The 23,758-nt window shown below is 64.6% G+C and carries 22 protein-coding genes, 1 other RNA gene and 1 pseudogene; 7 read left to right on the top strand and 17 right to left on the bottom strand.

The annotated features are described in order from the left end of the window. Positions 1-9 precede the first annotated feature (9 nt). Entirely contained in the window at positions 10-1,287 is a 1,278-nt protein-coding gene (locus ACIU1A_RS31520) for a 4-aminobutyrate--2-oxoglutarate transaminase (RefSeq protein WP_404926121.1), read from the bottom strand. 405 nt (positions 1,288-1,692) lie between these two features. Continuing rightward, positions 1,693-1,848 carry a hypothetical protein gene (locus ACIU1A_RS31515; protein WP_404926120.1) on the bottom strand — a complete coding sequence of 52 codons (156 nt, stop codon included), beginning with the start codon at positions 1,846-1,848 and terminating at the stop codon, positions 1,693-1,695. On the opposite strand from ACIU1A_RS31515, the gene ACIU1A_RS31510 reads away from it, so the two are divergent. From ACIU1A_RS31510 to ACIU1A_RS31500, 3 genes are read left to right on the top strand one after another with little or no spacing between them, the layout of a single operon-like run. Continuing rightward, complete coding sequence (locus ACIU1A_RS31510) at positions 1,847-2,893, top strand: efflux RND transporter periplasmic adaptor subunit (protein ID WP_404926119.1); 1,047 nt, start codon at positions 1,847-1,849, stop codon at positions 2,891-2,893. The two genes, ACIU1A_RS31515 and ACIU1A_RS31510, sit on opposite strands and share 2 nt — an antisense overlap. Continuing rightward, a complete protein-coding gene (locus tag ACIU1A_RS31505; protein ID WP_404926118.1) occupies positions 2,890-3,969 on the top strand; it encodes an efflux RND transporter periplasmic adaptor subunit in 1,080 nt (359 codons plus the stop codon). Before ACIU1A_RS31510 ends, ACIU1A_RS31505 begins: the two co-directional genes overlap by 4 nt. Further along, on the top strand, positions 3,966-7,064 hold the full coding sequence (locus tag ACIU1A_RS31500) for an efflux RND transporter permease subunit (RefSeq protein WP_404926117.1): 3,099 nt from the start codon (positions 3,966-3,968) through the stop codon (positions 7,062-7,064). Before ACIU1A_RS31505 ends, ACIU1A_RS31500 begins: the two co-directional genes overlap by 4 nt. A 12-nt stretch (positions 7,065-7,076) precedes the next feature. On the opposite strand, the gene ACIU1A_RS31495 is transcribed toward ACIU1A_RS31500, so the two are convergent. The 13 genes and pseudogenes from ACIU1A_RS31495 to ffs form a co-directional block, all read right to left on the bottom strand. Continuing rightward, positions 7,077-7,391 carry a hypothetical protein gene (locus tag ACIU1A_RS31495; protein ID WP_404926116.1) on the bottom strand — a complete coding sequence of 105 codons (315 nt, stop codon included), beginning with the start codon at positions 7,389-7,391 and terminating at the stop codon, positions 7,077-7,079. A gap of 39 nt (positions 7,392-7,430) precedes the next feature. Further along, complete coding sequence (locus ACIU1A_RS31490) at positions 7,431-8,180, bottom strand: ABC transporter ATP-binding protein (protein ID WP_404926115.1); 750 nt, start codon at positions 8,178-8,180, stop codon at positions 7,431-7,433. Further along, complete coding sequence (locus ACIU1A_RS31485) at positions 8,177-9,022, bottom strand: ABC transporter ATP-binding protein (protein ID WP_140523825.1); 846 nt, start codon at positions 9,020-9,022, stop codon at positions 8,177-8,179. Before ACIU1A_RS31485 ends, ACIU1A_RS31490 begins: the two co-directional genes overlap by 4 nt. Then, positions 9,019-9,958: pseudogene (locus ACIU1A_RS31480) on the bottom strand (ABC transporter permease). The gene ACIU1A_RS31485 and the pseudogene ACIU1A_RS31480 overlap by 4 nt, the downstream one beginning before the upstream one ends. A 126-nt stretch (positions 9,959-10,084) precedes the next feature. Continuing rightward, on the bottom strand, positions 10,085-11,152 hold the full coding sequence (locus ACIU1A_RS31475) for an ABC transporter permease (protein ID WP_140496853.1): 1,068 nt from the start codon (positions 11,150-11,152) through the stop codon (positions 10,085-10,087). Positions 11,153-11,161: 9 nt separating this feature from the next. Continuing rightward, the gene (locus ACIU1A_RS31470) at positions 11,162-12,805 is read right to left on the bottom strand and encodes an ABC transporter substrate-binding protein (RefSeq protein ID WP_140496855.1); all 1,644 of its coding nucleotides are present in this window, start codon (positions 12,803-12,805) and stop codon (positions 11,162-11,164) included. A 252-nt stretch (positions 12,806-13,057) separates the two neighbouring features. Further along, a complete protein-coding gene (locus ACIU1A_RS31465) occupies positions 13,058-14,269 on the bottom strand; it encodes a lytic murein transglycosylase (RefSeq protein ID WP_404928043.1) in 1,212 nt (403 codons plus the stop codon). A 259-nt stretch (positions 14,270-14,528) separates the two neighbouring features. After that, positions 14,529-15,134 (bottom strand): recombination mediator RecR, encoded by a 606-nt coding sequence (recR, locus tag ACIU1A_RS31460; protein ID WP_140513120.1) that lies wholly within the window; start codon positions 15,132-15,134, stop codon positions 14,529-14,531. Between the two features lie 98 nt (positions 15,135-15,232). After that, on the bottom strand, positions 15,233-16,192 hold the full coding sequence (locus ACIU1A_RS31455; protein ID WP_140523817.1) for a cell wall hydrolase: 960 nt from the start codon (positions 16,190-16,192) through the stop codon (positions 15,233-15,235). Between the two features lie 196 nt (positions 16,193-16,388). After that, on the bottom strand, positions 16,389-16,796 hold the full coding sequence (locus ACIU1A_RS31450; protein WP_140496863.1) for a hypothetical protein: 408 nt from the start codon (positions 16,794-16,796) through the stop codon (positions 16,389-16,391). Positions 16,797-16,867: 71 nt separating this feature from the next. Continuing rightward, positions 16,868-17,191 (bottom strand): YbaB/EbfC family nucleoid-associated protein, encoded by a 324-nt coding sequence (locus ACIU1A_RS31445; RefSeq protein WP_140496865.1) that lies wholly within the window; start codon positions 17,189-17,191, stop codon positions 16,868-16,870. A gap of 30 nt (positions 17,192-17,221) precedes the next feature. Continuing rightward, positions 17,222-19,054 carry a DNA polymerase III subunit gamma/tau gene (locus tag ACIU1A_RS31440; RefSeq protein WP_404926114.1) on the bottom strand — a complete coding sequence of 611 codons (1,833 nt, stop codon included), beginning with the start codon at positions 19,052-19,054 and terminating at the stop codon, positions 17,222-17,224. A gap of 105 nt (positions 19,055-19,159) precedes the next feature. Continuing rightward, positions 19,160-19,256: signal recognition particle sRNA small type (ffs, locus tag ACIU1A_RS31435), an RNA gene on the bottom strand. A 145-nt stretch (positions 19,257-19,401) separates the two neighbouring features. Between ffs and ACIU1A_RS31430 the strand changes: the two genes are divergently transcribed. Genes ACIU1A_RS31430 through ACIU1A_RS31420 form a run of 3 tightly spaced genes read left to right on the top strand, consistent with a single transcriptional unit; the run spans position 19,402 to position 21,133 of the window. Then, the gene (locus ACIU1A_RS31430; protein ID WP_140664007.1) at positions 19,402-19,821 is read left to right on the top strand and encodes an HIT family protein; all 420 of its coding nucleotides are present in this window, start codon (positions 19,402-19,404) and stop codon (positions 19,819-19,821) included. Positions 19,822-19,872: 51 nt separating this feature from the next. Then, positions 19,873-20,814, top strand: a complete 942-nt coding sequence (gene nudC, locus ACIU1A_RS31425; protein WP_404926113.1) for an NAD(+) diphosphatase — start codon at positions 19,873-19,875, stop codon at positions 20,812-20,814. A gap of 19 nt (positions 20,815-20,833) precedes the next feature. Beyond that, complete coding sequence (locus ACIU1A_RS31420; RefSeq protein ID WP_140496873.1) at positions 20,834-21,133, top strand: Dabb family protein; 300 nt, start codon at positions 20,834-20,836, stop codon at positions 21,131-21,133. Position 21,134: 1 nt separating this feature from the next. On the opposite strand, the gene ACIU1A_RS31415 is transcribed toward ACIU1A_RS31420, so the two are convergent. Further along, on the bottom strand, positions 21,135-21,998 hold the full coding sequence (locus tag ACIU1A_RS31415; protein WP_404926112.1) for a prephenate dehydratase: 864 nt from the start codon (positions 21,996-21,998) through the stop codon (positions 21,135-21,137). A gap of 38 nt (positions 21,999-22,036) precedes the next feature. Continuing rightward, the gene (locus ACIU1A_RS31410; protein WP_140496878.1) at positions 22,037-22,765 is read right to left on the bottom strand and encodes a 3-deoxy-manno-octulosonate cytidylyltransferase; all 729 of its coding nucleotides are present in this window, start codon (positions 22,763-22,765) and stop codon (positions 22,037-22,039) included. A 191-nt stretch (positions 22,766-22,956) separates the two neighbouring features. Here ACIU1A_RS31410 and ACIU1A_RS31405 point away from each other — a divergent pair, with 191 nt between their 5' ends. Further along, positions 22,957-23,658, top strand: coding sequence for a cytochrome c family protein (locus ACIU1A_RS31405; RefSeq protein ID WP_140496880.1), 702 nt, complete (start codon positions 22,957-22,959; stop codon positions 23,656-23,658). Positions 23,659-23,758 lie beyond the last annotated feature (100 nt).

The following is a 23,758-nucleotide window of genomic DNA, read 5'->3' as shown; positions in this document are numbered from 1 at the left end:
GCCGGCCCTTCAGGCAGCGCGAACCTCGCGGATCGAGCTTTCCAGAATGTCGAGCGCCTCGGTCATGATGCCGTCCTGGATGGTGAGCGGCGCCAGGAAGCGGATGACGTTGCCGTGGACGCCGCAGGTGAGCAGGATCAGCCCCTTGTCGAGTGCCTTCAGCCTGACCGCATTGGCCATCTCCGCCGATGGCAAGCCCTTCCTGACGTCGTTGAACTCGACCGCGTTCATGAAACCGGGGCCACGGATGTCGACGATTTCCGGGACGTCGTCGCGGATCGATCCCAGACGCTGCTTCAGCCTGGCGCCGAGCGAGTTGGCGCGGTCGCACAGCTTCTCTTCCTCGATCACGTCAAGCACCGCGTGCGCGGCGGCAACGCCGATCGGGCTGCCGCCATAGGTGCCGCCCAGCCCGCCGGGGCCAGGCGCATCCATGATCTCGGCGCGGCCGGTGACCGCCGCCAGCGGAAAGCCGCCGGCCAGGCCCTTGGCCATGGTGGTGATGTCGGCGGTCACCTCATGATGCTCCATGGCGAACATCTTGCCGGTGCGGGCAAAGCCGGTCTGCACCTCGTCGGCAATGAGCAGGATGCCGTGCTGATCGCAGATCTTGCGCAGCGCGGTCATGAAATCGCGCGGCGCCTCGTAGAAGCCGCCCTCGCCCTGCACCGGCTCGACGATGATGGCCGCGACCCTGGCCGGATCGACGTCGGCCTTGAACAGGCGATCGAGCGCGGCAAGCGAATCGGCCACCGACACGCCGTGCAGCGGCACCGGGAACAGGGCGTGGAAAACGTCGGCCGGCATGGCGCCGAAGCCGACCTTGTAGGGCACGACCTTGCCGGTCAGCGCCATGCCCATGAAGGTGCGGCCATGGAAGCCGCCGGCAAAGGCGACGACGGCCTGGCGGCCGGTGGCATTGCGGGCGATCTTGATGACGTTCTCGACCGCCTCGGCGCCAGTGGTGACGAAGATCGTCTTCTTCTCGAACTTGCCCGGAAGCATGCCGTTCAGCCGTTCGGCCAGCCTAACATAGCTCTCATAGGGCACCACCTGGTGGCAGGTGTGGGTGAAGCGGTCGAGCTGCGCCTTGACCGCCTCGATGACCTTGGGGTGGCGATGGCCGGTGTTGACGACGGCGATGCCGGAGGAGAAATCGATGTAGCGGCGGCCCTCGACATCCCAGATCTCCGAGTTCTCGGCCCGGTCGGCGTAAATCTGCGTGGTCATACCGACGCCGCGCGAGATCGACTGGCTCTTGCGTTCGGAAATGGCTGAGTTCTTCATGATGTCCCTCATAGGGCCGGCGCCCGTTCTGCTTGATCAGATGTCTTCTGGGCTTATTTCATGCTTTCCTCAAGTCGGCACCGCCGGCAGGCGATTGGGCCTGAGGTATCGCGCCTGACCAGCCGGCGATATCCGTACCAGGCAACGGACTGCGTAAACGGGTTCGGAGCCTTCGCGGCGCGCTGTTGAGGATCATTGAGCGGAAAAACCGCCTGTGCGGCGGGTCCCTTGGCGCAACTCAGCACCATGGCTGAATATCTACCATAGTTGCCTTCACCCCGTCAAGAAAAAATTCCTATCAGCAGAAACCGACACAGCCGGACTGGCCGTCGTCAGGCCTTTGTCAGTCCGAAATTCGGAGCCCTGATGCGTGTGCGAGACCGGTTTTCTTTTTCGGGAGATCGACTATCGTGCCGGGATCCGCGAGGCATCGCGATCGGCGAGCGGCCCGCGGCTGAGGGAGCCCATGAGCAGGAACGCTACATCGTCTGTCTCGCCGCCATCGGCCAAACCTTCCAATTTTTTGACCTTTCCCATCGGCGCAGCGCTTTTCACTTGCATGGCCGCCCTGCTTTTGGCCGGCTGCCAGAAACAGGAAGCCGCCGCAAAAAAACTGCCGATCATGGTGCGCACCGAGACCGTTGCTATGGCCGACTATGCGCCGAGAACCGCGCTGACCGGGGTGATCGCGGCGCGCACGTTGAACAATCTGTCGTTCCGGGTCGGCGGCCGCGTCGCCGAACGGCTTGCCGATGTCGGCCAGCATGTCGACAAGGGCGCGGTGCTTGCCCGCATCGACCCGCAGGAGCAGGAATCCGATTTGCGCTCGGCGCAGGCCGATCTCGACGCGGCGCAAGCGCAGTTGACCCAGTCCGCCGCCGCGTTCGAGCGGCAAAAGACGCTGCTTGCCCAGGGTTACACCACCAGGCGCGACTATGACGCCGCCGACCAGGCATTGAAGGTGGCGCAGGGCAGCCTCGAAGCGGCGCAGAGCGCGCTCGCCAATGCCAAGCAGAACCTGTCCTTCACCGAACTCAAGGCTGGCGCCGCGGGCGTCATCACCGCCCGCCAAGTCGAAACCGGCCAGGTGGTGCAGGCTGCGCAGACCGTCTTCACCGTCGCCGAGGACGGCGACCGCGACGCGGTGTTCAACGTCCAGGAGACGTTGGTCGCCAGGACCCCGACCTCGCCGGCGGTGACGATCACGCTCCTGTCCGACCCGCAGATCAGGGCAACGGGCAAGGTGCGCGAAATCTCCCCGGCGGTCGATCCGGCGTCGGGCTCGATCCGGGTGAAGGTCGGCATTGCCGATACGCCCGCCGGCATGCCGCTGGGCGCGGCCGTCATCGGCTCGGTCGGCGCCAAACCGGCCAAGGCGATCCTGCTGCCCTGGCAGGCATTGACGTCCAGCGCCGGCAAGCCGGCGGTCTGGATCGTCGATCCCTCGACCGGTACGGTGACGATGGCACCGGTCGAGGTGCTGGCTTTCAATTCCGGCACCGTCGTCATCGCCAGGGGATTGGAGGAGGGCCAAAGCGTCGTCACCGCGGGCGGACAGCTGCTCAGTGCGGGTCAGAAAATCGAGATATCGGGAGCGGGCCAATGAGCCGGCTGCCGCGCCTCCTGCTTGGCGTGATCGCGCTTGGCGCGCTCGCCGCCTGCTCGAAATCGGAGGAGAAGCCGCCGGAGATCATCCGGCCGGTGCTGTCGGTGGTGGTCGAGCCGCGCACCACGCAGGTCTTCGGCTTCGCCGGATCGGTCGAGCCGCAGGTCAGCGCCGATCTCGCCTTTCGCCTGCTCGGCCGGGTCGTGTCCCGCGACGTCAATGTCGGCGACATCGTCAGCAAGGGCACGACGATCGCGGCACTGGACCCGACCGCCTTGGAGCTGTCCGTCCAGGCGGCCAAGGCCGAGCTCTCCAATGCCGAGGCACAGTTTGCCAACGCCGCCGCCAGCGAGGAGCGCCAGCGCCAATTGCTTGCCAGCGCCAACACCACGCAAGCCGTGTTCGATGCCGCGCAGCAGGCGAGGAAGGCGGCCGAGGCCAGTGTCGAGCGGGCCAGGGCCTCGCTGGCCAAATCGCAGGAGCAGCTCGGCTATGCCAGGCTGTTCTCGGATTTCGACGGCGTCGTCACCGCTGTCGGCGCCGAGGTCGGCCAGACGGTCTCCCCCGGCCAGACGGTCGTCACCGTGGCGCGCTCGGACCCGCGCGAAGCGGTGGTCGATATTCCCGACCAGTTGACCGGCGATCTCACGGCCGGCACGCCGTTCCAGGTCATCCTGCAATCGCTGCCGACGATCCGGACCGAGGCCAAGCTGCGCGAGATCGCGCCGCAGGCCGAGGGCTCGACGCGCACGCGGCGCGTGCGGCTGACGCTCACCGATCCGCCGCAGGCCTTCCGGCTCGGCTCGACCGTGACGGCAACGCGCATGACCACGGTGGAGCCGACGATCGAACTGCCGCTGTCGGCGCTCTTCCAGAGGAACGGCTCCGACAGGGTGTGGGTCGTCGATGCGCAGACATCGAGCGTGAGCACGCGCGAGATCAAGGTTGCCTCCAGGAACGGCGGAACCTTCACGGTGGCTCAGGGGCTGGAAGCGGGAATGCGCGTCGTCACCGCCGGCGTCCACAGCCTGACCGAAGGTCAGAAGGTCAAACTGCCCGCGGGAGGGGCCTCATGAAGGGCTTCAACCTTTCCGACTGGGCGCTCAACCACCGCTCGATGGTCTGGTATTTCATGCTGGTCTTCGTTGCGGCCGGCATCTTCTCCTACCTCAACCTCGGCCGCGAGGAAGACCCCGCCTTCACCATCAAGACCATGATCATCCAGGCCAATTGGCCCGGCGCTTCGGTCAAGGAGACGGTGCAGCAGGTGACCGACCGCATCGAGAAGAAGCTCGAGGAACTCGACAGCCTCGACTACACCAAATCCGTCACCACAGCCGGCCAGACCGTCATCTTCGCCAACCTGAAGGACACCACCAAGGCGCGCGACGTCGTGCCGAACTGGATTCAGGTGCGCAACATGGTCAACGATATCAAGGCGCAGTTCCCGCAAGGCGTCCAGGGACCGTTCTTCAACGACCGTTTCGGCGACGTCTACGGCAACATCTATGCCTTTACGTCGGACGGGCTGACGCCGCGCCAGCTGCGCGACTATGTCGAGGATGTCAGGACAAAAATCCTGACCGTGCCGAATGCCGGCAAGGTGGACCTGGTCGGTGCCCAGGACGAGGCGATCTACCTTGAATTCTCGACCCGCCAGATCGCGGCCCTCGGCCTCAACCAACAGGCGATCGTGGCAAGCCTGCAAGCGCAGAACGCGATCACGCCGTCCGGCGTCATCCAGTCCGGCCCGGAACGCATCAGCGTGCGGGTCGGCGGCCAGTTCACCTCCGAAGACAGCCTTCGCGCGATCAATCTTCGCGTCAACGACCGCTTCTTCCGGCTGAGCGACGTGGCGACGATCACGCGCGGCTATGTCGATCCGCCAACGGCACTGTTCCGCTTCAACGGCCAGGACGCGATCGGGCTCGCCATCGGCATGAAGCCCAACGCCAACCTGCTCAAATTCGGCGAGGCGCTGCATGAGGCGATGAACAAGGTGCTGGCCGACCTGCCGGTCGGCGTCGGCGTGCATCTGGTCGCCGACCAGCCGGTCATCGTCGAGGAAGCGGTCTCGGGCTTCACGCGCGCCTTGTTCGAGGCGGTGGCCATCGTGCTGGCCGTGTCCTTCATCAGTCTCGGCATGCGCGCCGGCTTCGTCGTCGCGCTGTCGATCCCGCTGGTGCTGGCCATCACCTTCACGGTCATGTCCTATCTCGGCATCTCGCTGCAGCGCATCTCGCTCGGTGCGCTGATCATCGCGCTCGGGCTTCTGGTCGACGACGCGATGATCGCGGTCGAGATGATGGTGGCGCGGCTGGAGGTCGGTGATAGCCTGCGCAAGGCGGCGACCTATGTCTACACATCGACCGCCTTTCCGATGCTGACCGGCACGCTGGTGACCGTCGCGGGCTTCATTCCGATCGGCCTCAACAACAGCGCCGCCGGCGAATACACCTTCACCCTGTTCGTCGTCATCGCCGTGTCGCTGCTGGTGTCGTGGATCGTGGCGGTGCTGTTCGCGCCGCTGCTCGGCGTCACCATCCTGCCGGCGGCGATGAAGACGAAGCATCACGACCAGCCGGGCCGCTTCACCTCGCTGTTCCGGCGTGCCCTTGTCGGCTCGGTGCGCCATCACTGGCTGACCATCATCGCCACGGTGCTGTTGTTTGCCGCGTCGATCGCCGGCTTCGGCCTGGTGCAGCAGCAGTTCTTCCCGCCCTCGGACCGGCCGGAGCTGATCGTCGACTGGAACCTGCCGCAGAATTCCTCGATCGCCGACACGCGCGAGCAGATGGAGCGGTTCGAGCAGCGGGCGCTGGTCGGCAATCCCGACATCGACCATTTCTCGTCCTATATCGGCCAAGGCGCGGTGCGGTTCGTGCTCGCCTATGACGTGCAACCGGCCAATCCCTATTTCGGCCAGACGGTCATCGTCACCAAGAGCATCGAGGCGCGCAACCGGGTGAAGCCGGCGCTGGAAAAGCTGCTGCGCGAGGAATTCGTCGGCACCGATGCCTTCGTCAAGCTGCTCGAACTCGGACCGCCTGTCGGCCGCCCCGTGCAGTACCGCGTCAGCGGACCCGACATCCAGACGGTGCGCGCGCTGGCGCAGCAATTCGCCGGCGTCATCTCGGCCAATCCCAAGCTCGCCGCGCCGACCTTCGACTGGAACGAGCCGCAGCGCGTGCTCAGGGTCGACGTGCTGCAGGACAAGGCGCGGCAGCTCGGCATCACCTCCTCCGACATCGCCAGCGCGCTCAACAGCACCGTCGGCGGCGCCACCATCACGCAAGTGCGCGACGCCACCTACCTGATCAACGTCGTGGCGCGCTCGCGCGAGGCCGAACGCGGCTCGATCGAGACTTTGCAGAACATGCAGCTGCCGACCAGCACCGGCGAGGCCATCCCGCTCGCGGCGGTGGCCAACTTCCGCTACGAGCTCGAACAACCGACGGTATGGCGGCGCGACCGCATCCCGACCATCACCGTGCGGGCCGGCCTGGTCGGCGACGTTCTGCCGGCAACAGTGGTCAACGAACTGAAGCCATCGGTCGATGGCTTCATCGCCAAGCTGCCGCCGGGCTATTCCGTCGAGACCGCCGGCTCCGTCGAGGAAAGCGCCAAGAGCCAGGGGCCGATCGCGGCCGTCGTGCCGCTGATGCTGTTCGTGATGGCAACCATCCTGATGGTCCAGCTGCAGAGCTTCCAGCGCCTGTTCCTGGTCGTTGCGGTGGCGCCGCTCGGGCTGATCGGCGTGGTGGCGGCCCTGGTGCCGAGCGGCGCGCCGCTCGGCTTCGTCGCCATCCTCGGCGTGCTTGCCCTGATCGGCATCCTGATCCGCAACTCGGTCATCCTGATCGTGCAGATCGAGGACCTTGTCGCGGAGGGCAAGGACCGTTGGGCCGCCGTCATCGAAGCGACGGAACACCGCATGCGGCCGATCGCGCTGACGGCCGCCGCCGCCAGCCTGGCGCTGATCCCGATCGCGCGCGAAGTGTTCTGGGGACCGATGGCCTACGCGATGATGGGTGGCATCATCGCGGGTACTGCGATCACGCTGCTGTTCCTGCCGGCGCTTTACGTGACGTGGTTCAGGATCAAGGAGCCGAAGCGTCGGGATGAGCCGCCCGCCCTGGAGACCGGCGAACCGGTGCAAGCTCAGACCTGAGACATTGCCGAGTCATTCGTTGTCGTTGGTGGGTGTGGGACGCGATTTGGCCCGCTGCCAAGGTGACGATTTTGAGCTGCGCCAGGCATGCCAGCCTTCGGGCAAGTCGGCCAAGATCTGGATGCTTTCATCCCGCTGCAAAACGCTTTGCAGGCTCACGATCATTATGTCGCCTTCTTCAACAGGTCCGGTTTCGCTGTTGTGGAATTGCCAACTGCCGTCGTCATCGTCATACGAGACATATGCGATCCAGTCGCCCCGGGTTACTATGCCCCTGTCCAAAAACACCCCGACGTTAGGAGGATCTGCAAACTGCCATTCCTTCATGACGTCCCCTAAGACGATCGGTTCGCAAGACAAGCGAATTCAAATAGCTCTCACAAACCCGTCGCTGGCCCGCAAGAGATTGCGCGTGTAATCCTTCGTCACGCGCCGCTCGACCAAGTCACCCGCCGTCAAATTCTCCACCGCCTCGCCGCTTTGCATCACCATCAGGCGCTCGCACATATGGGTGATGATGGCGAGGTCGTGGCTGACCATCAGGAAGGTCAGCTTGCGCCGCCGGCGTACCTCCTCGAGCAGGTTGAGCACCTCGGCCTGCACCGAGGCATCGAGCGCCGAGGTCGGCTCGTCGAGCAGCAGGATCGACGGTTCGAGGATCAGCGCGCGCGCGATCGCCACGCGCTGGCGCTGGCCGCCCGACAATTGATGCGAGTAGCGGAAGCGGAAGCCGTTGCCGAGGCCGACCTCGTCGAGCGCCCGCTGGATGCGCTTTTCGCCGTCGGCAAAGCCATGGATGGCGAGCGGCTCCTGCAGCAGGCGGTCGATGGTCTGGCGCGGGTGCAGCGAACCGTACGGATCCTGGAACACCATCTGCACTTCGCGGTAAAAGGCCTTGTCGCGGCGCGCGCCGAGCTTCTTGCCGTTGACCGCGATGCTGCCCGAAGCGACCGGCGCAAGGCCGGCGATCGCCCTGAGCAGCGTCGATTTGCCGGAGCCGGATTCACCGACCAGGCCGAAGGATTCGCCCGGCTGCACGTCCAGGCTGACGCCCTTCAGTGCGCGAAAGCGGTCGAAGATGACCTCCAGCCCGTCGACGGCAATTGCTGACGTCATGCCGCCCACTCCGGCTTGCGGTCGAGCACCGGCAGCGGGTGACGATCGGCGCCGATCTTGGGCATGCAGTTGAGCAGGCCGCGCGTGTAGGGATGCTGGGCGCGACCGAGTTCGGAGGCCTTGAGCTGCTCCACCACCTTGCCGGCATACATGACGATGACGCGGTCGCAAAAGGACGAGACCAGGCGCAGATCGTGCGAGATGAAGATCAGCCCCATGCCGCGCTCGCCGACCAGCCGGTCGAGAATGCCGAGCACGTCGAGTTGCACGGTGACGTCGAGCGCCGAGGTCGGCTCGTCCGCGATCATCATTTCCGGCCCGGCGATCAGCATCATGGCGATCATGGCGCGCTGGCCCATGCCGCCGGAGACCTCGTGCGGATGCAGGTCGAAGACACGCCGGGGGTCGCGGATCTGCACCGCCTCCAGCATGGCCAGCGCGCGCTCCCGCGCCTCGGCCTTGGAGACCTTCTCATGGGTGCGCAGCGTCTCGACGATCTGGCGGCCGATGCTCATCACCGGGTCGAGCGAATATTTCGGATCCTGCAGGATCATGGCGATGCGATTGCCCCGCAGCGCGCGGCGCTCGCGCGCCGAGACGCCGAGCAGGTCGATGCCGTCGAAGGCCAATTTATTGGCTGATATCCGCGCCTGTGGCGGCGTCAGCCCCATGATGGCACGGCCGGTCTGCGACTTGCCCGAGCCGCTCTCGCCGACAATGCCCAGCCTTTCGCGGCCGAGCGAGAAAGAGACGCCGCGCACGGCCTCGATCAGCCCGGTGCGCGTCGGGAAGGTGACGCGCAGATCGTCGACTTCGAGCAGAGTCTTGCTGTCAGCGTTCATTGGTCGCCGCTCCGGGGGTCGAGCGCGTCGCGCAGGCCGTCGCCAAGCAGGTTGAAGCCGAGGCTGACGATCAGGATGGCGAAGCCAGGCGCGCCGGCCACCCACCATTGGTCGAGCACGAAACGGCGGCCCGAAGCGATCATCGTGCCCCATTCGGGCAGCGGCGGCTGCGCGCCGAGCCCGAGGAAGCCGAGGCCGGCGGCGGTGAGGATGATGCCGGCCATGTCGAGCGTCACGCGGATGATCAGCGAGGAGATGCAGAGCGGCATGATGTGGCGCAGCACGATGCGGAAGGGCGAGGCGCCCATCAGTTCCACTGCCTTGATGTAATCGGAATTGCGCACGGTCAGCGTTTCGGCACGCGCGATGCGGGCATAGGGCGGCCAGGAGGTGATGGCGATGGCGAGCACCGCGTTCTCGATGCCGGGGCCGAGGGCCGCGACAAAGGCCAGCGCCAGGATCAGCTTGGGGAAAGCGAGGAAGATGTCGGTGATGCGCATCAGTATGGCATCGGTCCAGCCGCCGGCATAGCCGGCGACGGTGCCGACCACGAGGCCGATGGGGGCGGCGATGATGGCGACCAGGATAACCACATAGAGCGTCCAGCGCGAGCCGTAGAGAATGCGCGAGAGGATATCGCGGCCGAGATCGTCGGTGCCGAACCAGTGCTCAGCACCTTGGCGCTAGCAGGCGCGCATTCTTCAGATCGCCGAAAGTCGGCGAATAAGGCGCCAGCACCCCTGCAAGGGCGGCAATGACCAGCAGCGCGATGATGATGAGCAGGCCGAGAAAGGCCAGCCGATTGGCGGAAAAACGCCGCCACGCGACATAGGCGCGGCCGAGCCTCGCCTGCATGCGCGAGGCCGGCCGCTCGCTGAGCAGCCAGTCGCGGCGGGAGAGGGGGCGGCGTCGGAGGCGGTCATGACGATGCCTCATGGCGCTGTCGGCCCCCACTCCGGTCTGCTTCGCAGACCAACTCTGCCCCGTTCGACGGGGGAGAGGAAAGGTGGCCCGAAGGGCCGGGGTGGGCCGCAGCCGAGCCTGAAAGTGGGATTCCTCTGCTCATCTTACCTTGGTCCTCGGGTCGAGCACGCGGTAAAGCAGGTCGGACAGAAGATTGATGGCTATGAACACCGAGCCGATGACGATGGTGCCGCCGAGCACCGCGTTCATGTCGGCATTCTGCAGCGAATTGGTGATGTAGAGGCCGATGCCGGGCCAGGAGAAGACCGTCTCGGTCAGCACCGAGCCTTCCAGCAGCCCGGCATAGGAGAGCGCGATCACGGTCACCATCGGCACGGCGGCATTGCGCAATGCATGAGCCCAGATGATGCGGGTTTCCGACAGGCCCTTGGCGCGCGCGGCGACGATGTATTCCTGGGTGAGTTCGTTGAGCATGAAGGAGCGCGTCATGCGGCTGATATAGGCGAGCGAGAAATAGCCGAGCAGCGAGGCCGGCAGGATGATGTGGCGGAAGGCGTCCCAGAAGACATCCCACTGCCCCTGCATCGCCGAGTCGAGAAGGTAGAAGCCAGTGATCGGCGTGAAGGTGTATTCGTAGACGACGTCGAGCCGTGCCGGGAAAGCAACCCATTGCAGCTTGGCGTAGAACAGGACGAGCCCGAGCAGGCCAAGCCAGAAGATCGGCACGGAATAGCCGATCAGGCCGATGACGCGGACGACCTGGTCGATGAGGCTGCCGCGCCTGACGGCGGCCAGCACACCCAGCGGCACGCCGAACAGCGCGCCGATCAGTGTCCCCAACGTCGCCAGTTCCGTCGTTGCCGGAAGGGCGCGGCGGATGTCGGTCATGACCGGATTGGTGGTCAGCACCGAGGTGCCGAAATCACCATTGAGGGCATTTTTGACGTAAATGTAGAACTGCTCGACCAGCGGCAGGTCGAGACCCATCTCGCGGCGCGTGCGTTCCACGACATTGGCCGGCGCCCGGTCGCCGAGCACGGCCAACACCGGGTCGATGGGGATGACGCGGCCAATGAAAAAGGTCACCGCGAGCAGACCGAGATAGGTCGTGATCGCGATCACCAGGAAGCGGCCGATCGATGAGAAAATGGCGACGGCACGGGCGCTGCCGCGCCCTGCCGCCGCCTGATTTTCAGCTACGCTCATCCGCCGGCGCTATTCCTTGGAAACCGGCCCAACGAAATTGGTGTCGAAGCTCGGGCCGAGCGCGAAACCCTTGAGGTTCTTGCGCAACCCGGCGACTTCCAGCTGCTGATGGATGATGACGAAGGGACTGGTGTCCAGGATCTTCTGCTGCAGATCCTTGTACATGTCGGCGCGCTTGCCCGAATCCTTCTCCAGCAAAGCGGCTTCGGTTTGCTTGGTCAGGTCCGGAATATCCCAGGCGTTGCGCCAGGCCAGCGTCTTGGACTTGCCCTCATCCGAATTGTCCGGGTTCGAGGCAAAGGTCTGGGCATTGGAGTTCGGATCGAAATAGTCCTGGCCCCACTGACCGATATAGATGTCGTGGTTGCGGGCGCGGTACTTGGTCAACGTCTGCTTGCCGTCGCCGGGAATGATCTCAAGCTTGATGCCGGCCTGGCCGAGCGTCTGCTGGATCGATTCCGCCATGCCGGTTGTCGGCTGGCCGGTGCGCACATCCATGGTCACGCTGAAGCCGTCGGGCAGGCCTGCCTTGGCCAGCAGTTCCTTGGCCTTGGCGACGTCGAGCTTGAACGGGTTCTTGTCCAGTTCTCCGAGCACGCCCTTGGGCAGGAAAGTCTGGTGGATTTCACCGATGCCCTTGAGGATGGTCGAGCTCAGCGCGTCATAGTCGACCAGATATTTGAAGGCCTGACGGACTTCGGGCTTGGCGAGGTTCTGGTTCTTCTGGTTGAGGCTGATGTAGTAGACAGTTCCCTTCGGCGCACTGGTTGTGGTGAGGTCGGCGTTCTTGGCAATGGCGTCGAGGTCGTTCGGCTCGAGATTGCGGGCGACGTCGATGTCGCCGGCCTCAAGCGCCAGGCGCTGTGCCGAGCTTTCCTTCATGTTGCGGTAGATGACGCGGGCAAGCTTTGCCTTTTCGCCGTAGTAATTGTCGTTCCGTTCGAGCACGACGGCCTCGTTGGCGCGCCACTCACGCAGCTTGTAGACGCCCGAGCCGGCATAGCCGGTCTTCAGCCAGGCATTGCCGAAATCATTGTCCCATTTGTAGTCGGCGCTCGGCGTGACCGCCGCGACATGTTCCTTGACCAGCTTGGCGTCGACGACCGAGGCGACGGTGGCCGACAGGCAGTTCAACACGAAGCTCGGCGCATAGGCCTTGTCGACGATGAACTGGAAGGTGGTGTCATCGACCGCCTTGGCCTTTTCGGCGACATTGTCGCCGCTGATCCCGAACTGGTCGATGATGAAGGCCGGGCTCTTGTCCAGCTTGACGGCGCGTTCGAACGAATAGGCGACGTCGGCCGCGGTGATCGGGTTGCCCGAGGCGAATTTCAGGCCGGGCTTGAGCTTGAACGTGTAGGTCAGGCCATCGTCCGAGACGGTCCAGCTTTCGGCGAGGTCGCCCTTGACCTTGGAGGTGTCGCTGAGGTCGAGCCGGACCAGCAGGTCATAGGTGTTGCCGGTGACCTCGGCGGTCGACAGCTCGAATGCCTCGCCCGGATCCATGGAGATGATGTCATCGATGGCGAAGCCTTCGACCAGCGTGTCGGCTGGCGTGACTGCGCCAGCCGGCGCTCCCGCCAGAAGCAGCGCCGACATTGCGGCACCCGCAAGCAGAATGCGGGATCGTAGAGCAAGCTTTTCCATCATCATGGTGATTGTTCCCTGTTTTGTTGACCTGAGTTCCCGGCTCAGGGTTGCGGTGTTTTTCCAGGCCGACAAGGGCCCCCTTTGACCACTTACCGTCGTGGTTTTTGTCCAGTTGGTCAACAGCATATCCGGCGGCCTCGCGGCGGGCAACGAGCATTTATGCGTCGGCTCACTGGATCATAGTGGCAGGCGGGCGAGCCGGAGCATGCGAAGGCCAACAGAGGCCCGCGTTCGAGAAAAACCCTGACGTGGGAGTTACTTCAGAGCAGCGATCAGGCCGGCATCGGGGAAGCAGGTGGCGGGCTTGCCGTTCTTTTCCTGCCAGGCGCCGATCGAGCGGCGGGTCTTGAAGCCGGGCAGTCCGTCGGCACTGCCGACATCGTAGCCCTTGGCCTCCAGCGCCCGCTGCAGGGCGGCGATGTCGGAGCGGTGGAGGTCACCGACCGCACCCCAGCTGCCGGAAAAATTCGCATCGCCATGGGCGATGCGGTCGGCGCCATGGCCGATGAAGAGGGCATAGAGGTCGCTGGTGTTGTATTGCTTCAGCACGTAGAAATTGGGCGTGGCGATGAAGGCTGGGCCGCTGCGGCCGGCCGGCATCAGCAGGAAGCCCTCGGCCTTCAGCTCGCTCGCCGGGAATGGCTTGCCGCCGACAGGCTTGATGCCCATTGCGGCCCATTGCGAGATTGTCTTGCCCTGGTCGGGGCCTTCGAGCGAACAGGAGACGCTCTCGGGCACGGTCACCTCGAAGCCCCAGCCACGTCCCCTCACCCAGCCATAATGGACGAGATAGTTGGCGATCGAGGCGAGCACGTCAGGCGTCGAGCTCCAGATGTCGACACGCCCGTCGCCATCGAAATCCACCGCATGCTTGAGAAACGATGTCGGCATGAACTGCGGTTGGCCGAGCGCGCCGGCCCACGACGATTTCATCGCATCCACCGGGGCCAGCCCACGCTCGACGATCTCGAGCGCCGCCAGCAACTCGGTGCGGAAGAAGTCCTTCCTCGTCGACATGAACGCCTTGGTGCCCAGCACCTCGAAGGCGTCGTAAGGCATCTTCGCCGCGCCGAACCCTGTTTCGCGGCCCCAGATCGCCAAAAGGACCTCGCCCGGCACGCCATAGCGCTTTTCGATCGCGGCGAGCGTCCTGGCGTTGGCCGCCTCGCGCGTCCGCCCGCCCGATGTGACCGCGCGGATGGTCTTCTCGGCGAAATAGGCGCCGGGCGAGCCGAACTCGGCCTGATGCTGCTTCTGCGGCGTCTTCGGCTTCTCGCCGGGCATGACAAGATCGGGCAGCTTGAGATTGGGGTTGACGCCGTCGAAGGCGGCATCGAAGGTCTGCTTGGAAATGCGCTTGGCCTTGGCGTCAGGCCACAGATCGCTCCGGAGCCAGGCGCGGAACTGGTCGTCGATCTTGGCGGCCGAGGCGGGGGTGGAGAGGAACAGTGCAGCCAGTATCGCCAGGAAAAACGCAAAGCAGAACTTGCGGAGGCCGCGTTCCTTGGCGCCCCCTCTGGCCTGCCGGCCATCTCCCCCTCAAGGGGGAGATCGACTGTTGTCTCTGCCTTCGCCAAACACCGCCGTTGAAAAGGAGATGCCGGCTGCGAAATTGCCAATCTCCCCCTTGAGGGGGAGATGTCCGGCAGGACAGAGGGGGCGCCACGGAACGCCAACTTTTGAGGATGCGGGATCATCGTGACAAGCATCCTTCCCCGCAATCGCGTCAAAACGCCGTCCTGGAGCGCAGCGCTGCCGCCAGCGTGCCTTCGTCGAGATAATCGAGTTCGCCACCGACCGGCACGCCGTGGGCCAGCCGCGTTATCTTCACCTCGAAACCGGACAATTGATCGGTCAGGTAATGGGCCGTGGTCTGGCCCTCCACAGTAGCATTGACGGCCAGGATGATCTCCTTGACCTCGCCGCCGGCGACGCGGTCGACCAATGAGCGGATGTTGAGCTGATCGGGGCCGATGCCGTCGAGCGGCGACAGCGTGCCGCCCAGCACGTGGTAGCGCACGTTCATCGCCGCCGCCCGCTCCAGCGCCCACAGATCAGAGACGTCCTCGACGACGATCAGCGTGCCGGCGTCACGGCGCGGATCGGTGCAGATCATGCAGGGGTCCGACGTGTCGACATTGCCGCAGGTGGAGCAAATGCGCACCTTGTCGGCCGCCTCGCCCATGGCGGCGGCGAGCGGCGACAGCAGCTGTTCCTTCTTCTTGATCAAATGCAGCGCGGCGCGCCTGGCCGAACGAGGACCAAGCCCCGGCACTTTGGCCAGGAGCTGGATCAGGCGTTCGATCTCGGGACCCGCGATTCGCTTGGACATTGCCCTGATCTAGAGCAATTCCGCGAAAAGTGCGAAGCGGTTTTGCGTCCGGACCGCATCTCCAACCAGCACCGGCAGGCCGTCAAGTGCGGCCCGCCTCAGTTGGTTTCGAGCGGACGGCTCTGGCTGACGATCATCGCGCCGATGGCATCGGTGTTCTCAGGCGTCGACTGGAATCCCATCGCCGCTTCCTGCGGCGCGCCCTGCACCGAGGAAATGACCTTCGTGTTCAAGGTCCCGCCAAAACGAGCGGCGTCCGGTTCCTCCATCGGCTCCTGCATCGCCACCATCGTCGGCTTTTCCTGGACGCGCGCAGACTTTGCGGCCGGCGCAGCCGATGCCGTCACGTAGGTCTGCTGGGCCGCCTTGCCGGAGCGCATCGGCTCCGCCGCGGCAGTCACGTAGGCCGCAGCGGTGCGATCGGATGTCTTGGCCGCCGGCTCGGCGGAAGCAACACGAGTCGCGGCAACTCCGGGCAGGGCTGCTGGCTGCTCGGCCGAGGCGACCGCGACCGTCGGCTCGTCCGGCAGCGGCTGCCAGTTGCGGCCGCGCTTCTCGTAGAACGCATTGCCGCCGGCGACCATGGTGTAATGCATGTTCTTGTAGGGGAAGCGCAGGCCCGCGGTGTGGAAATACATCGTGTTCTTGAGCTTGGCCTTGCGCTCGCCCTTGAGCACGGCGTCGGCGGCTTCCTCGACATCGGGCATGGCACGCGAATTCATCGGCCTGGTCATGACGCCGGGCGCGAACTGGCCGCGCTCGCCCACCACCGCGCAGATGGTGTCGCCATGCTTGCCGGAGCGCAGCCGGTTCATCACGACAGTGCCGACGGCGATCATGCCATCGCGGCTCGACCGGTTGGATTCGAAGAACATCGCCCTTTCCAGGCATTCCCTGTCCTTCGGCGTGTGGTAGCCGCGGGAGCTCAGGAAACTCGGCGTAATGGCGTCGGTCAGGCTGGACATGCCGTGTGACGCGGTCTGGCTGCAAGCGGCCAGGAACAGGGGAGACGTGACGACGCCGAGCAACAGCGGCGTCTTCCATCGCGTGGCAATCAACAGGTAACCCTCTCACTTCGATGCCCGCCCCCAGGCTGCGGCAAGAATGAGACACTTTCGGGCAAAATGATGGCTAAAACGTTATTGGTGAGATGCTGTTGCCAAACTGGCACAGTTACGTGGCAAGATCCGGGCTTCAAGCCTTTGTTTTATGCACGCCCTTGTCCAGGCCGAGACCGCTTTTGGACGACATGCATTATCGCCCGGCTGAAATCGCTGCCGGCCGTCCTGGCTCAATTTCTTCGAATTTCTCCGAGAACAGCCCGCGCTTCAGGAACAATGCTCGCGCATTGCGGGCGACCGGCGCGATCTTTCCCGGCCAGTCGCTGTCGATGAACTCGGACCTGGTGAAATCGGGGTTGGCCTCCCCGGCAGCCTCCAGGAAATCCGCGATCTCCAGCACGATGGCGCGTTCTTCCTTCGAGAGCGCCGAAGTGCCCGCTTCGATCGAGGGGCGATGCACGAAATCCTCGAACAGGTTGAAATAGCCCTTGATGCCGACGAGATCGACGCCGGCATCAGAATCGGCCAGGATTTCCAGGATCTCGTAGATCCTGTTGCGGATACGCTGCTCGATCAGCCTTTCGGACGGCTCTTCGGCCATGGCCAACTAGTCTTTGGCTTTATGCATGTCGTTATCCCCAAAACCGTCGCACACTCTTGGGCGACATGCATCTAGAACGGCAGTTTCATTCCCGGCGGAATCGGCAGGCCGGCGGTCAGCGCCTTGGTCTTTTCCTGCATGATCTGCTCGACCTTGGCCTTGGCGTCATTGTGAGCGGCCAGAAGCAGGTCTTCGAGGATCTCGACCTCATCCTCCTTGAACAGAGACGGGTCGATCTTCAGCGACTTCATCTCAAACTTGCCGGTCAACGTGACAATGACCAGGCCGCCGCCGGCCTGGCCGACGGCTTCGACCGTGGCGATCTCGTCCTGCATAGCCTGGAACTTGGCTTGCATTTCCTTCGCCTTGCCCATGAGGCCGAGAAGATCTTTCATGGTCCGATCCTTTGCAGAGTCGTGGTTTCGTCAGGGTTCGTCGTCGTCCGCCGGCGGCTCGACCGGCACTTCGGCTTCGACCGCGTCGGCTTCCGGCGCGTCGGGAATGCGCACGTCGATGATCCTGGCACCGGGAAACCGCGCCAGGATGGCGGCGACCGTCGGATCGCTCTTGGCATCGAGCAAAGCGTTCTCGCGCCTGGTCGATTCCATTTCGGCCAGCGTCTGGCCGCCCTCTTCCTTCGACAGCGACACCAGCCAGTTGCGACCGGTCCAGGCGCGCAGCTTGGTCGTCAAATCGTTGAGCAGCATTTTGGGCGCATCGTCGGTCAGGCTGACGTCGATGCGGCCGGGCTCGATGCGCACGAGGCGGATGCAGCGCTTGACCAGCACCTTGAAGGCGATGTCGCGCTGCGCGTCGGCAAGGGCGACAATATCGGCCAGCGATTTCAGCGATATTGGCTGCGCCTCCGGCGCCGGCTGCACAGGCGCAATGAAGGCGGCCGGAGCGGGCGCGGCTTCGACCAGCCGCATGGTCTGCGCGCCGCCCGACCCGCCGGGCATGCGCGCCTGCGTCACTGCGCTGGCGCCGTTGCCACCAGGAGCGCCGCCATTACCGGGGCTCGCCGGCGCGCCGTTCGAACGCGGCGCGGCGCCCGGCGCCGGCAGGCCGTTCTCCAGCGACCTCAATGCCTCGTCCAGCGTCGGCAGGTCGGCCGCGTGTGCCAGCCGGATCAGCACCATCTCGGCAGCACTTACCGGGCGGTTGGAGGACTGCACCTCCGGGATGCCCTTGAGCAGCATCTGCCACGTCCGCGACAGCACCTTGATCGAGAGCGTCCGCGCGAAATCTGCGCCGCGCTCGCGCTCGTCCTGCGACAGCGCCGCGTCGTCGGCGGCGGCCGGCACGAAACGCAGCCGGGTGACGAGATGGTTGAATTCGGCAAGGTCGGTCAGCACGGCGGCCGGATCGGCGCCGGTGTCGTATTGCGCGCGCAATTCCGCCAGTGCCGCGGCAACGTCACCTTTCATGACATGTTCGAACAAATCGACGACGCGGGCGCGATCGGCGAGACCCAGCATCGCGCGCACGGCTTCGGCGCTGACCGCACCGCCGCCATGCGCGATGGCCTGGTCGAAAATCGATTGAGCATCGCGCATCGACCCCTCGGCCGCGCGCGCGATCATCGCCAGCGCGTCGTCTTCCGCCTCGATGCCTTCCAGGCCCGCTATCCGGGCGAGATCAGCCTTCACCACAGCCGCATCGATGCGCCTCAGGTCAAAGCGCTGGCAGCGCGACAGCACGGTGATCGGCACCTTGCGGATTTCGGTGGTGGCGAAGATGAACTTGACGTGCGGCGGCGGCTCTTCCAGCGTCTTCAACAGGCCGTTGAAGGCCTGCGTCGACAGCATGTGCACTTCGTCGATGATGTAGACCTTGTAGCGGGCCGAGACCGGCGCGTAGCGCACCCGTTCGATGATGTCCCTGATGTCGTCGATACCGGTGTGCGAGGCGGCATCCATCTCGATGACGTCGACATGGCGGCCTTCCATGATCGCCTGGCAATGCTCGCCGAGCACGGCAAGGTCGACGGAAGGCTGGTCGATTGTTGCCGTTTTATAATTCAGGGCCCGCGCGAGAATGCGCGCCGTCGTGGTCTTGCCGACGCCGCGCACGCCGGTCAACATCCAGGCCTGGGCGATGCGGCCGGTGGCGAAAGCGTTGGTGAGCGTGCGCACCATCGGCTCCTGGCCGACCAGTTCGGAGAAATTCGCCGGACGGTACTTGCGCGCCAGCACGCGATAGGCGCCAGCCTTGCCTATCTCCAGGCTTTTTGGTCCCGAATTTCCGGCTTCGCTCATTCGCCCGCAAAACTCCAAATGGCCGCGCCAAAAGGCGGCCGATTCCTGCGCATAGTTTCGCCCGCGCTGCAATGCGTCGTCAACGTCGCGAGAAGGGCCGATGAGGTGGGAGGCTGGAACAATGACCCGTTCCGGGCTCGTTAGGGCTGCTTCCTTCCGGACCTGACCCGGTTGGCGAGTGGATCGTCCACCACCAACCTCCCGCCGTCCATATCGGCAATTCGGCGACGAAATGCAAGGGCGCAGGCAAATCGGCTGCACCAGCCACGAGATTCGCTTGCAGCCTCGATGCAGCCGCTCTAGCGTTCATGACTCTGAGGAAAACACCAAAAGCAAGGGAAACGCCGATGCTGCCGGGCCTGAAGGCCGGATTCACGCTGGATACCCGGCTGGAGGCGGACAGCGAGCAGTTGATGTGGCTTGGGCTGTGTGAACTGCGCGTGATGAACGACCGCCGCTGGCCATGGCTGCTTCTGGTGCCGCAGCGGCCGGGCGTGGAGGAAATCCACGACATGACGCCGCTCGACCAGACAATGCTGACCTTCGAGACCAATATGGTGGCGCAGGCGCTGAAGAAGGTGACCGGCTGCACCAAGATCAACACCGGCGCGCTCGGCAACATGGTGCGCCAGCTGCACATCCACGTCATCGCCCGTTCGGAAGGCGATCCCGGCTGGCCCGGCCCGGTGTGGGGACACGGCCTGCGCGAGCCCTATCAGCGCTCCGAGCTGCGCCAGTTTGCCGAAACGATAAGGGCGGCGCTATAAGCCTTCCCGTGTCCATCCCGAACGTGTCCATCCCGAACGCCCAGAGTCCGCATGAGCTTTAGCCTGTTTGACGCGCCCTTGCGCGAGCCGAGCCAATTCGTCGGCTTCGCCGGCAACAGTATCGACCGACAATCCGAGAACCGCGCCGACGATTCGGTCGACAAAGCGCTCGCCGATCCTGGAACCAGGCTGCTTTTGATGCAGGGCGGCCGGCTCTACCTGAAGGTTCGTGACGGCAGCTTCGACCCCTGGTTCGGCGTCGCCGAAAGCCTGCCCTTCCAGACCTTGCCCGGCAGCGGCGTGCTGCTTGGATTCTCCGACCAGGGCCCGGTGCTGGCGGTGACCGCCGGCCTCGAGCCGGAACAGCTTCCCGAAACGGTCAAGGCCATCGACTACCGCTCGGTCTATATGCAAGGCCTGATCGACGAAGCGGCCGCCGGAGCGATGGCGCAGGGCGCCGCGCTGCTCGCCTGGCACGCCAGCCATCGTTTCTGCAGCAAATGCGGGACCGAGTCACAAATGCGGGCCGGCGGCTACAAGCGCCATTGCCCGAATTGCGGCACCGAGCATTTTCCGCGCACGGATCCGGTGGCGATCATGCTGACGGCGACGCGCGAGAAATGCCTGCTCGGGCGCGGCCGGCATTTCGCGCCGGGCATGTACTCCGCCCTTGCCGGCTTCATCGAGCCGGGCGAAACGATCGAGGCGGCGGTGCGCCGCGAGACGCTGGAGGAGGCGGGCATCCGGCTCGGCCGCGTCGTCTACCACGCCAGCCAGCCTTGGCCATTCCCCATTTCGCTGATGATCGGCTGCTTCGGCGAGCCGCTCAATGAAGACATCCAGGCCGACCTCAACGAGCTGGAAGACTGCCGCTGGTTCTTGCGCGACGAGGTCCGCCTGATGCTGGCCAGGGAGCATCCGGGCAATCTGATCACGCCGCCGAAGGGAGCCATAGCGCATCACCTGATCCGCGCCTGGGTCGACAGCGAATAAGGGAAATCAGGAGAGGGAAATGATCCGCCATACCGTCGTCTTCACGCTGAAGCATCCGCCGCACTCGCTGGAGGAAAAAAGGTTCCTGGTCGACGCCAGGAAAATCCTCTCGGCGATCAGGGGCGTCACCCATTTCGAACAGCTGCGTCAGGTCAGCCCCAAGAACGACTACCAGTTCGGCTTCTCCATGGAATTCGCCGACCAGGCCGCCTATACCAGGTACAACGACCATCCCGACCACGTCGCCTTCGTGCGCGACCGCTGGATTCCTGAAGTCGAGACCTTCATGGAGATCGACTATGTGCCCCTTGGCTGGTAGCTCAATCCGCTACCTTCCACTGCTCGCGTGACTCACTCGCCGGATAGACGCCGAGGATCCGCACCTCGCGCGAGAAGAAGCGAAGCTCGTCCAGCGCCAGCTCGACCAGCGGATCGTCGGGGTGGCCCTCGATGTCGGCATAGAACAGTGTCGCCGTGAAGGCGCCGAGTTGGTAGCTCTCGAGCTTGGTCATGTTGATGCCGTTGGTGGCGAAACCGCCCATCGCCTTGTAGAGCGCGGCCGGCACGTTGCGGACGCGGAAGATGAAGGTCGTCATCATCTTGGCGTCAGGCGACGGGCGTTCGGCCCACTGCTTGTTCTTGGTCAGGACGACGAAGCGCGTGACGTTGGAATCGGTGTCCTCGACATTCTCCTCGATGATGTCGAGTTCATAGAGCGTTGCGGCCAATGCCGGGGACAGGGCGGCCATGGTGCGGTCCTTGACCTCGGAGACCATCTTGGCCGCGCCCGCCGTGTCGCCGGCGACAACCGCCTTCCAGCCATTTTTGCGGACGTATTTGCGGCACTGGCCGAGCGCATGGATGTGGCTGTGCACGGTTTTGATCTCGTCACGCTTCACACCTGGCAGCACCATCAGCTGGAAATGGATGGGCAGGAAATATTCGCCGACGATGTGCAGCCTCGATTCCGGCAGCAGATGGTGAATGTCGGCGACGCGCCCGGCGATGGTGTTCTCGATCGGGATCATGGCGAGATCGGCCTTGCCGGTTTCGACCGCGTTGAACGCGTCCTCGAAGGTCGGGCACGGCAGTGGCTGCATCGAGGGATAGACGTTGCGGCAGGCGGTGTCGGAATTGGCGCCGGGCTCGCCCTGGAAGGATATTCTGTTGGTCTTTTCAGGCATGGCCAATTCTCGATTGAAGGGGGTCTTGGCTTCGAAGCTCAGTTTGACAGGATCGTCCTGGCACGTTCCAGGTCTTGCGGCGTGTCGACGCCGAGCGGCAGCGAACGCACGATCTCGGCGTCGATGCGCATGCCGGCCTCCAGCGCCCGCAGCTGCTCCAGCCGCTCGCGGCGTTCCAGCGGCGACGGCTTGAGCGCCACGAAGCGCTCGAGCGCCGAGCGGCGATAGGCATAGAGGCCGATATGATGATAGAGCGCGCCCTCGCCCCAGGGCGCGGTGGCCCTGGTGAAATAAAGCGCCCTCAGCCTGGTGGCCGACAATGGCGAGCCAACGATCTTGACCACGTTGGGATTGGTCTTTTCCTCGTCGCGCTCGATCTCGACGCCGAGCGTTGCGATGTCCACCGCCTTGTCCTCGAACGGCCTGAGCGAGGCCACGATGATCGCGGGATCGATGGTCGGCAGGTCACCCTGCACATTGACGATGGTTTCGACCTTGTTTGCCGGATCCAGCACCGTCAGGGCCTCGAATATCCGGTCCGAACCCGATTCGTGGTCCGAGCGCGTCATCACCGCCTCGAAACCATGCGCGCGCACCGCTTCCGCCACGCCTTGCGTGTCGGTCGCCACCACCACACGGCCAAGCCCGGCCTCGGCGGCGCGGCGCGCGACATGGACGATCATCGGGGCGCCGGCAATGTCGGCCAGCGGCTTGCCCGGGAGCCGGGTCGAGGCCATGCGGGCGGGGATCAGGATCAAGGTGGACATCGGTTTGGCGGGCGTTCGAAACGAGGAGGGGAAAGTGGCAAAAGGTCTCACTGGAAGCGCCCTTATAGGTGTTGCAACGCCGGAGCAAAAGACCTAGTTTCCGCGCGATTTGACCGGCTCTGGAGGGCAGGTCTCGATACCGACGGACGGAGTGGACGGATCGGTCCGCCGGAAAAGGGAGCAAGGGGCGTATGGATTCCAACGAAGTCAACAAGCTGCTCGCCGGATTGCTCGGAACCGTTTTCGTGGTGTTCTCGGTCGGCATCGTGTCGGACGCGCTGTTTGCCTCGCCCGCTCCGGAAAAGCCCGGCTTCGCCATCGAGGCCGCCGAGCCCGCCGAGGGCGGCCCCGCCGCTCCGGCAGCCGCCGAAAAGCCGATCGCGGATCTTCTGGCCAACGCAAGTGCCGAACAGGGCGCTGCCATCTTCAAGAAATGCCAGGCCTGCCACTCCGGCGAGAAGGGCGGCCCCAACAAGGTCGGCCCGGATTTGTGGGATCTCATCGACCGTCCGGTCGCCGAGCATGAGGGCTTCGCCTATTCGGCCGGCATGAAGGAGTTTTCCAAGGGCGGCACCGAGAAGTGGACCTACGACAACATCAACCACTTCATCACCTCGCCGAAAAAATTCGTGAAAGGCACGGCGATGGGCTTTGCCGGCCTGCCGAAGGAAGAAGACCGCGCCAACGTCATCGCCTATCTGCGCACGCTGTCGGACAATCCCAAGCCGCTGCCCGCGCCGGGCGCTGCCGCCGATGCATCCGCCCCCGCCAAGCCCGCCGAAGGGGCCGCACCGGCCAAGCCGGCCGAAGGCGCAGCTCCCGCCAAGCCGGCGGCGCCTGCGGCTCCCGCCGCACCAGCTCCGGCCGCCCCGGCACCGGCGCCTGCTCAATAAACCGGATATAGTCTCGACGACCTTGAAAAGCCGGGTTCAGCCCGGCTTTTTCGTTAGGAAAACCGCCTCTACGGCGACAAAGCCGCGCATGGCGGTTTTC

The organism is Mesorhizobium maamorense (genome assembly GCF_044998965.1).
GTDB lineage: Bacteria > Pseudomonadota > Alphaproteobacteria > Rhizobiales > Rhizobiaceae > Mesorhizobium.
Note: the sequence above shows the minus strand (reverse complement) of the source record. Positions and strands in the feature narration are given on the sequence as shown.

Excerpts from the sequence above, each read along its gene's own strand:
- ACIU1A_RS31520 (WP_404926121.1), bottom strand. The coding sequence starts at position 1,287 with ATGAAGAACTCAGCCATTTCCGAACGCAAGAGCCAGTCGATCTCGCGC.
- ACIU1A_RS31510 (WP_404926119.1), top strand. The coding sequence starts at position 1,847 with ATGGCCGCCCTGCTTTTGGCCGGCTGCCAGAAACAGGAAGCCGCCGCA.
- ACIU1A_RS31515 (WP_404926120.1), bottom strand. The coding sequence starts at position 1,848 with ATGCAAGTGAAAAGCGCTGCGCCGATGGGAAAGGTCAAAAAATTGGAA.
- ACIU1A_RS31505 (WP_404926118.1), top strand. The coding sequence starts at position 2,890 with ATGAGCCGGCTGCCGCGCCTCCTGCTTGGCGTGATCGCGCTTGGCGCG.
- ACIU1A_RS31500 (WP_404926117.1), top strand. The coding sequence starts at position 3,966 with ATGAAGGGCTTCAACCTTTCCGACTGGGCGCTCAACCACCGCTCGATG.
- ACIU1A_RS31495 (WP_404926116.1), bottom strand. The coding sequence starts at position 7,391 with ATGAAGGAATGGCAGTTTGCAGATCCTCCTAACGTCGGGGTGTTTTTG.
- ACIU1A_RS31490 (WP_404926115.1), bottom strand. The coding sequence starts at position 8,180 with ATGACGTCAGCAATTGCCGTCGACGGGCTGGAGGTCATCTTCGACCGC.
- ACIU1A_RS31485 (WP_140523825.1), bottom strand. The coding sequence starts at position 9,022 with ATGAACGCTGACAGCAAGACTCTGCTCGAAGTCGACGATCTGCGCGTC.
- ACIU1A_RS31475 (WP_140496853.1), bottom strand. The coding sequence starts at position 11,152 with ATGAGCGTAGCTGAAAATCAGGCGGCGGCAGGGCGCGGCAGCGCCCGT.
- ACIU1A_RS31470 (WP_140496855.1), bottom strand. The coding sequence starts at position 12,805 with ATGATGATGGAAAAGCTTGCTCTACGATCCCGCATTCTGCTTGCGGGT.
- recR (WP_140513120.1), bottom strand. The coding sequence starts at position 15,134 with ATGTCCAAGCGAATCGCGGGTCCCGAGATCGAACGCCTGATCCAGCTC.
- ACIU1A_RS31450 (WP_140496863.1), bottom strand. The coding sequence starts at position 16,796 with ATGGCCGAAGAGCCGTCCGAAAGGCTGATCGAGCAGCGTATCCGCAAC.
- ACIU1A_RS31445 (WP_140496865.1), bottom strand. The coding sequence starts at position 17,191 with ATGAAAGATCTTCTCGGCCTCATGGGCAAGGCGAAGGAAATGCAAGCC.
- ACIU1A_RS31440 (WP_404926114.1), bottom strand. The coding sequence starts at position 19,054 with ATGAGCGAAGCCGGAAATTCGGGACCAAAAAGCCTGGAGATAGGCAAG.
- ACIU1A_RS31430 (WP_140664007.1), top strand. The coding sequence starts at position 19,402 with ATGCTGCCGGGCCTGAAGGCCGGATTCACGCTGGATACCCGGCTGGAG.
- nudC (WP_404926113.1), top strand. The coding sequence starts at position 19,873 with ATGAGCTTTAGCCTGTTTGACGCGCCCTTGCGCGAGCCGAGCCAATTC.
- ACIU1A_RS31420 (WP_140496873.1), top strand. The coding sequence starts at position 20,834 with ATGATCCGCCATACCGTCGTCTTCACGCTGAAGCATCCGCCGCACTCG.
- ACIU1A_RS31415 (WP_404926112.1), bottom strand. The coding sequence starts at position 21,998 with ATGCCTGAAAAGACCAACAGAATATCCTTCCAGGGCGAGCCCGGCGCC.
- ACIU1A_RS31410 (WP_140496878.1), bottom strand. The coding sequence starts at position 22,765 with ATGTCCACCTTGATCCTGATCCCCGCCCGCATGGCCTCGACCCGGCTC.
- ACIU1A_RS31405 (WP_140496880.1), top strand. The coding sequence starts at position 22,957 with ATGGATTCCAACGAAGTCAACAAGCTGCTCGCCGGATTGCTCGGAACC.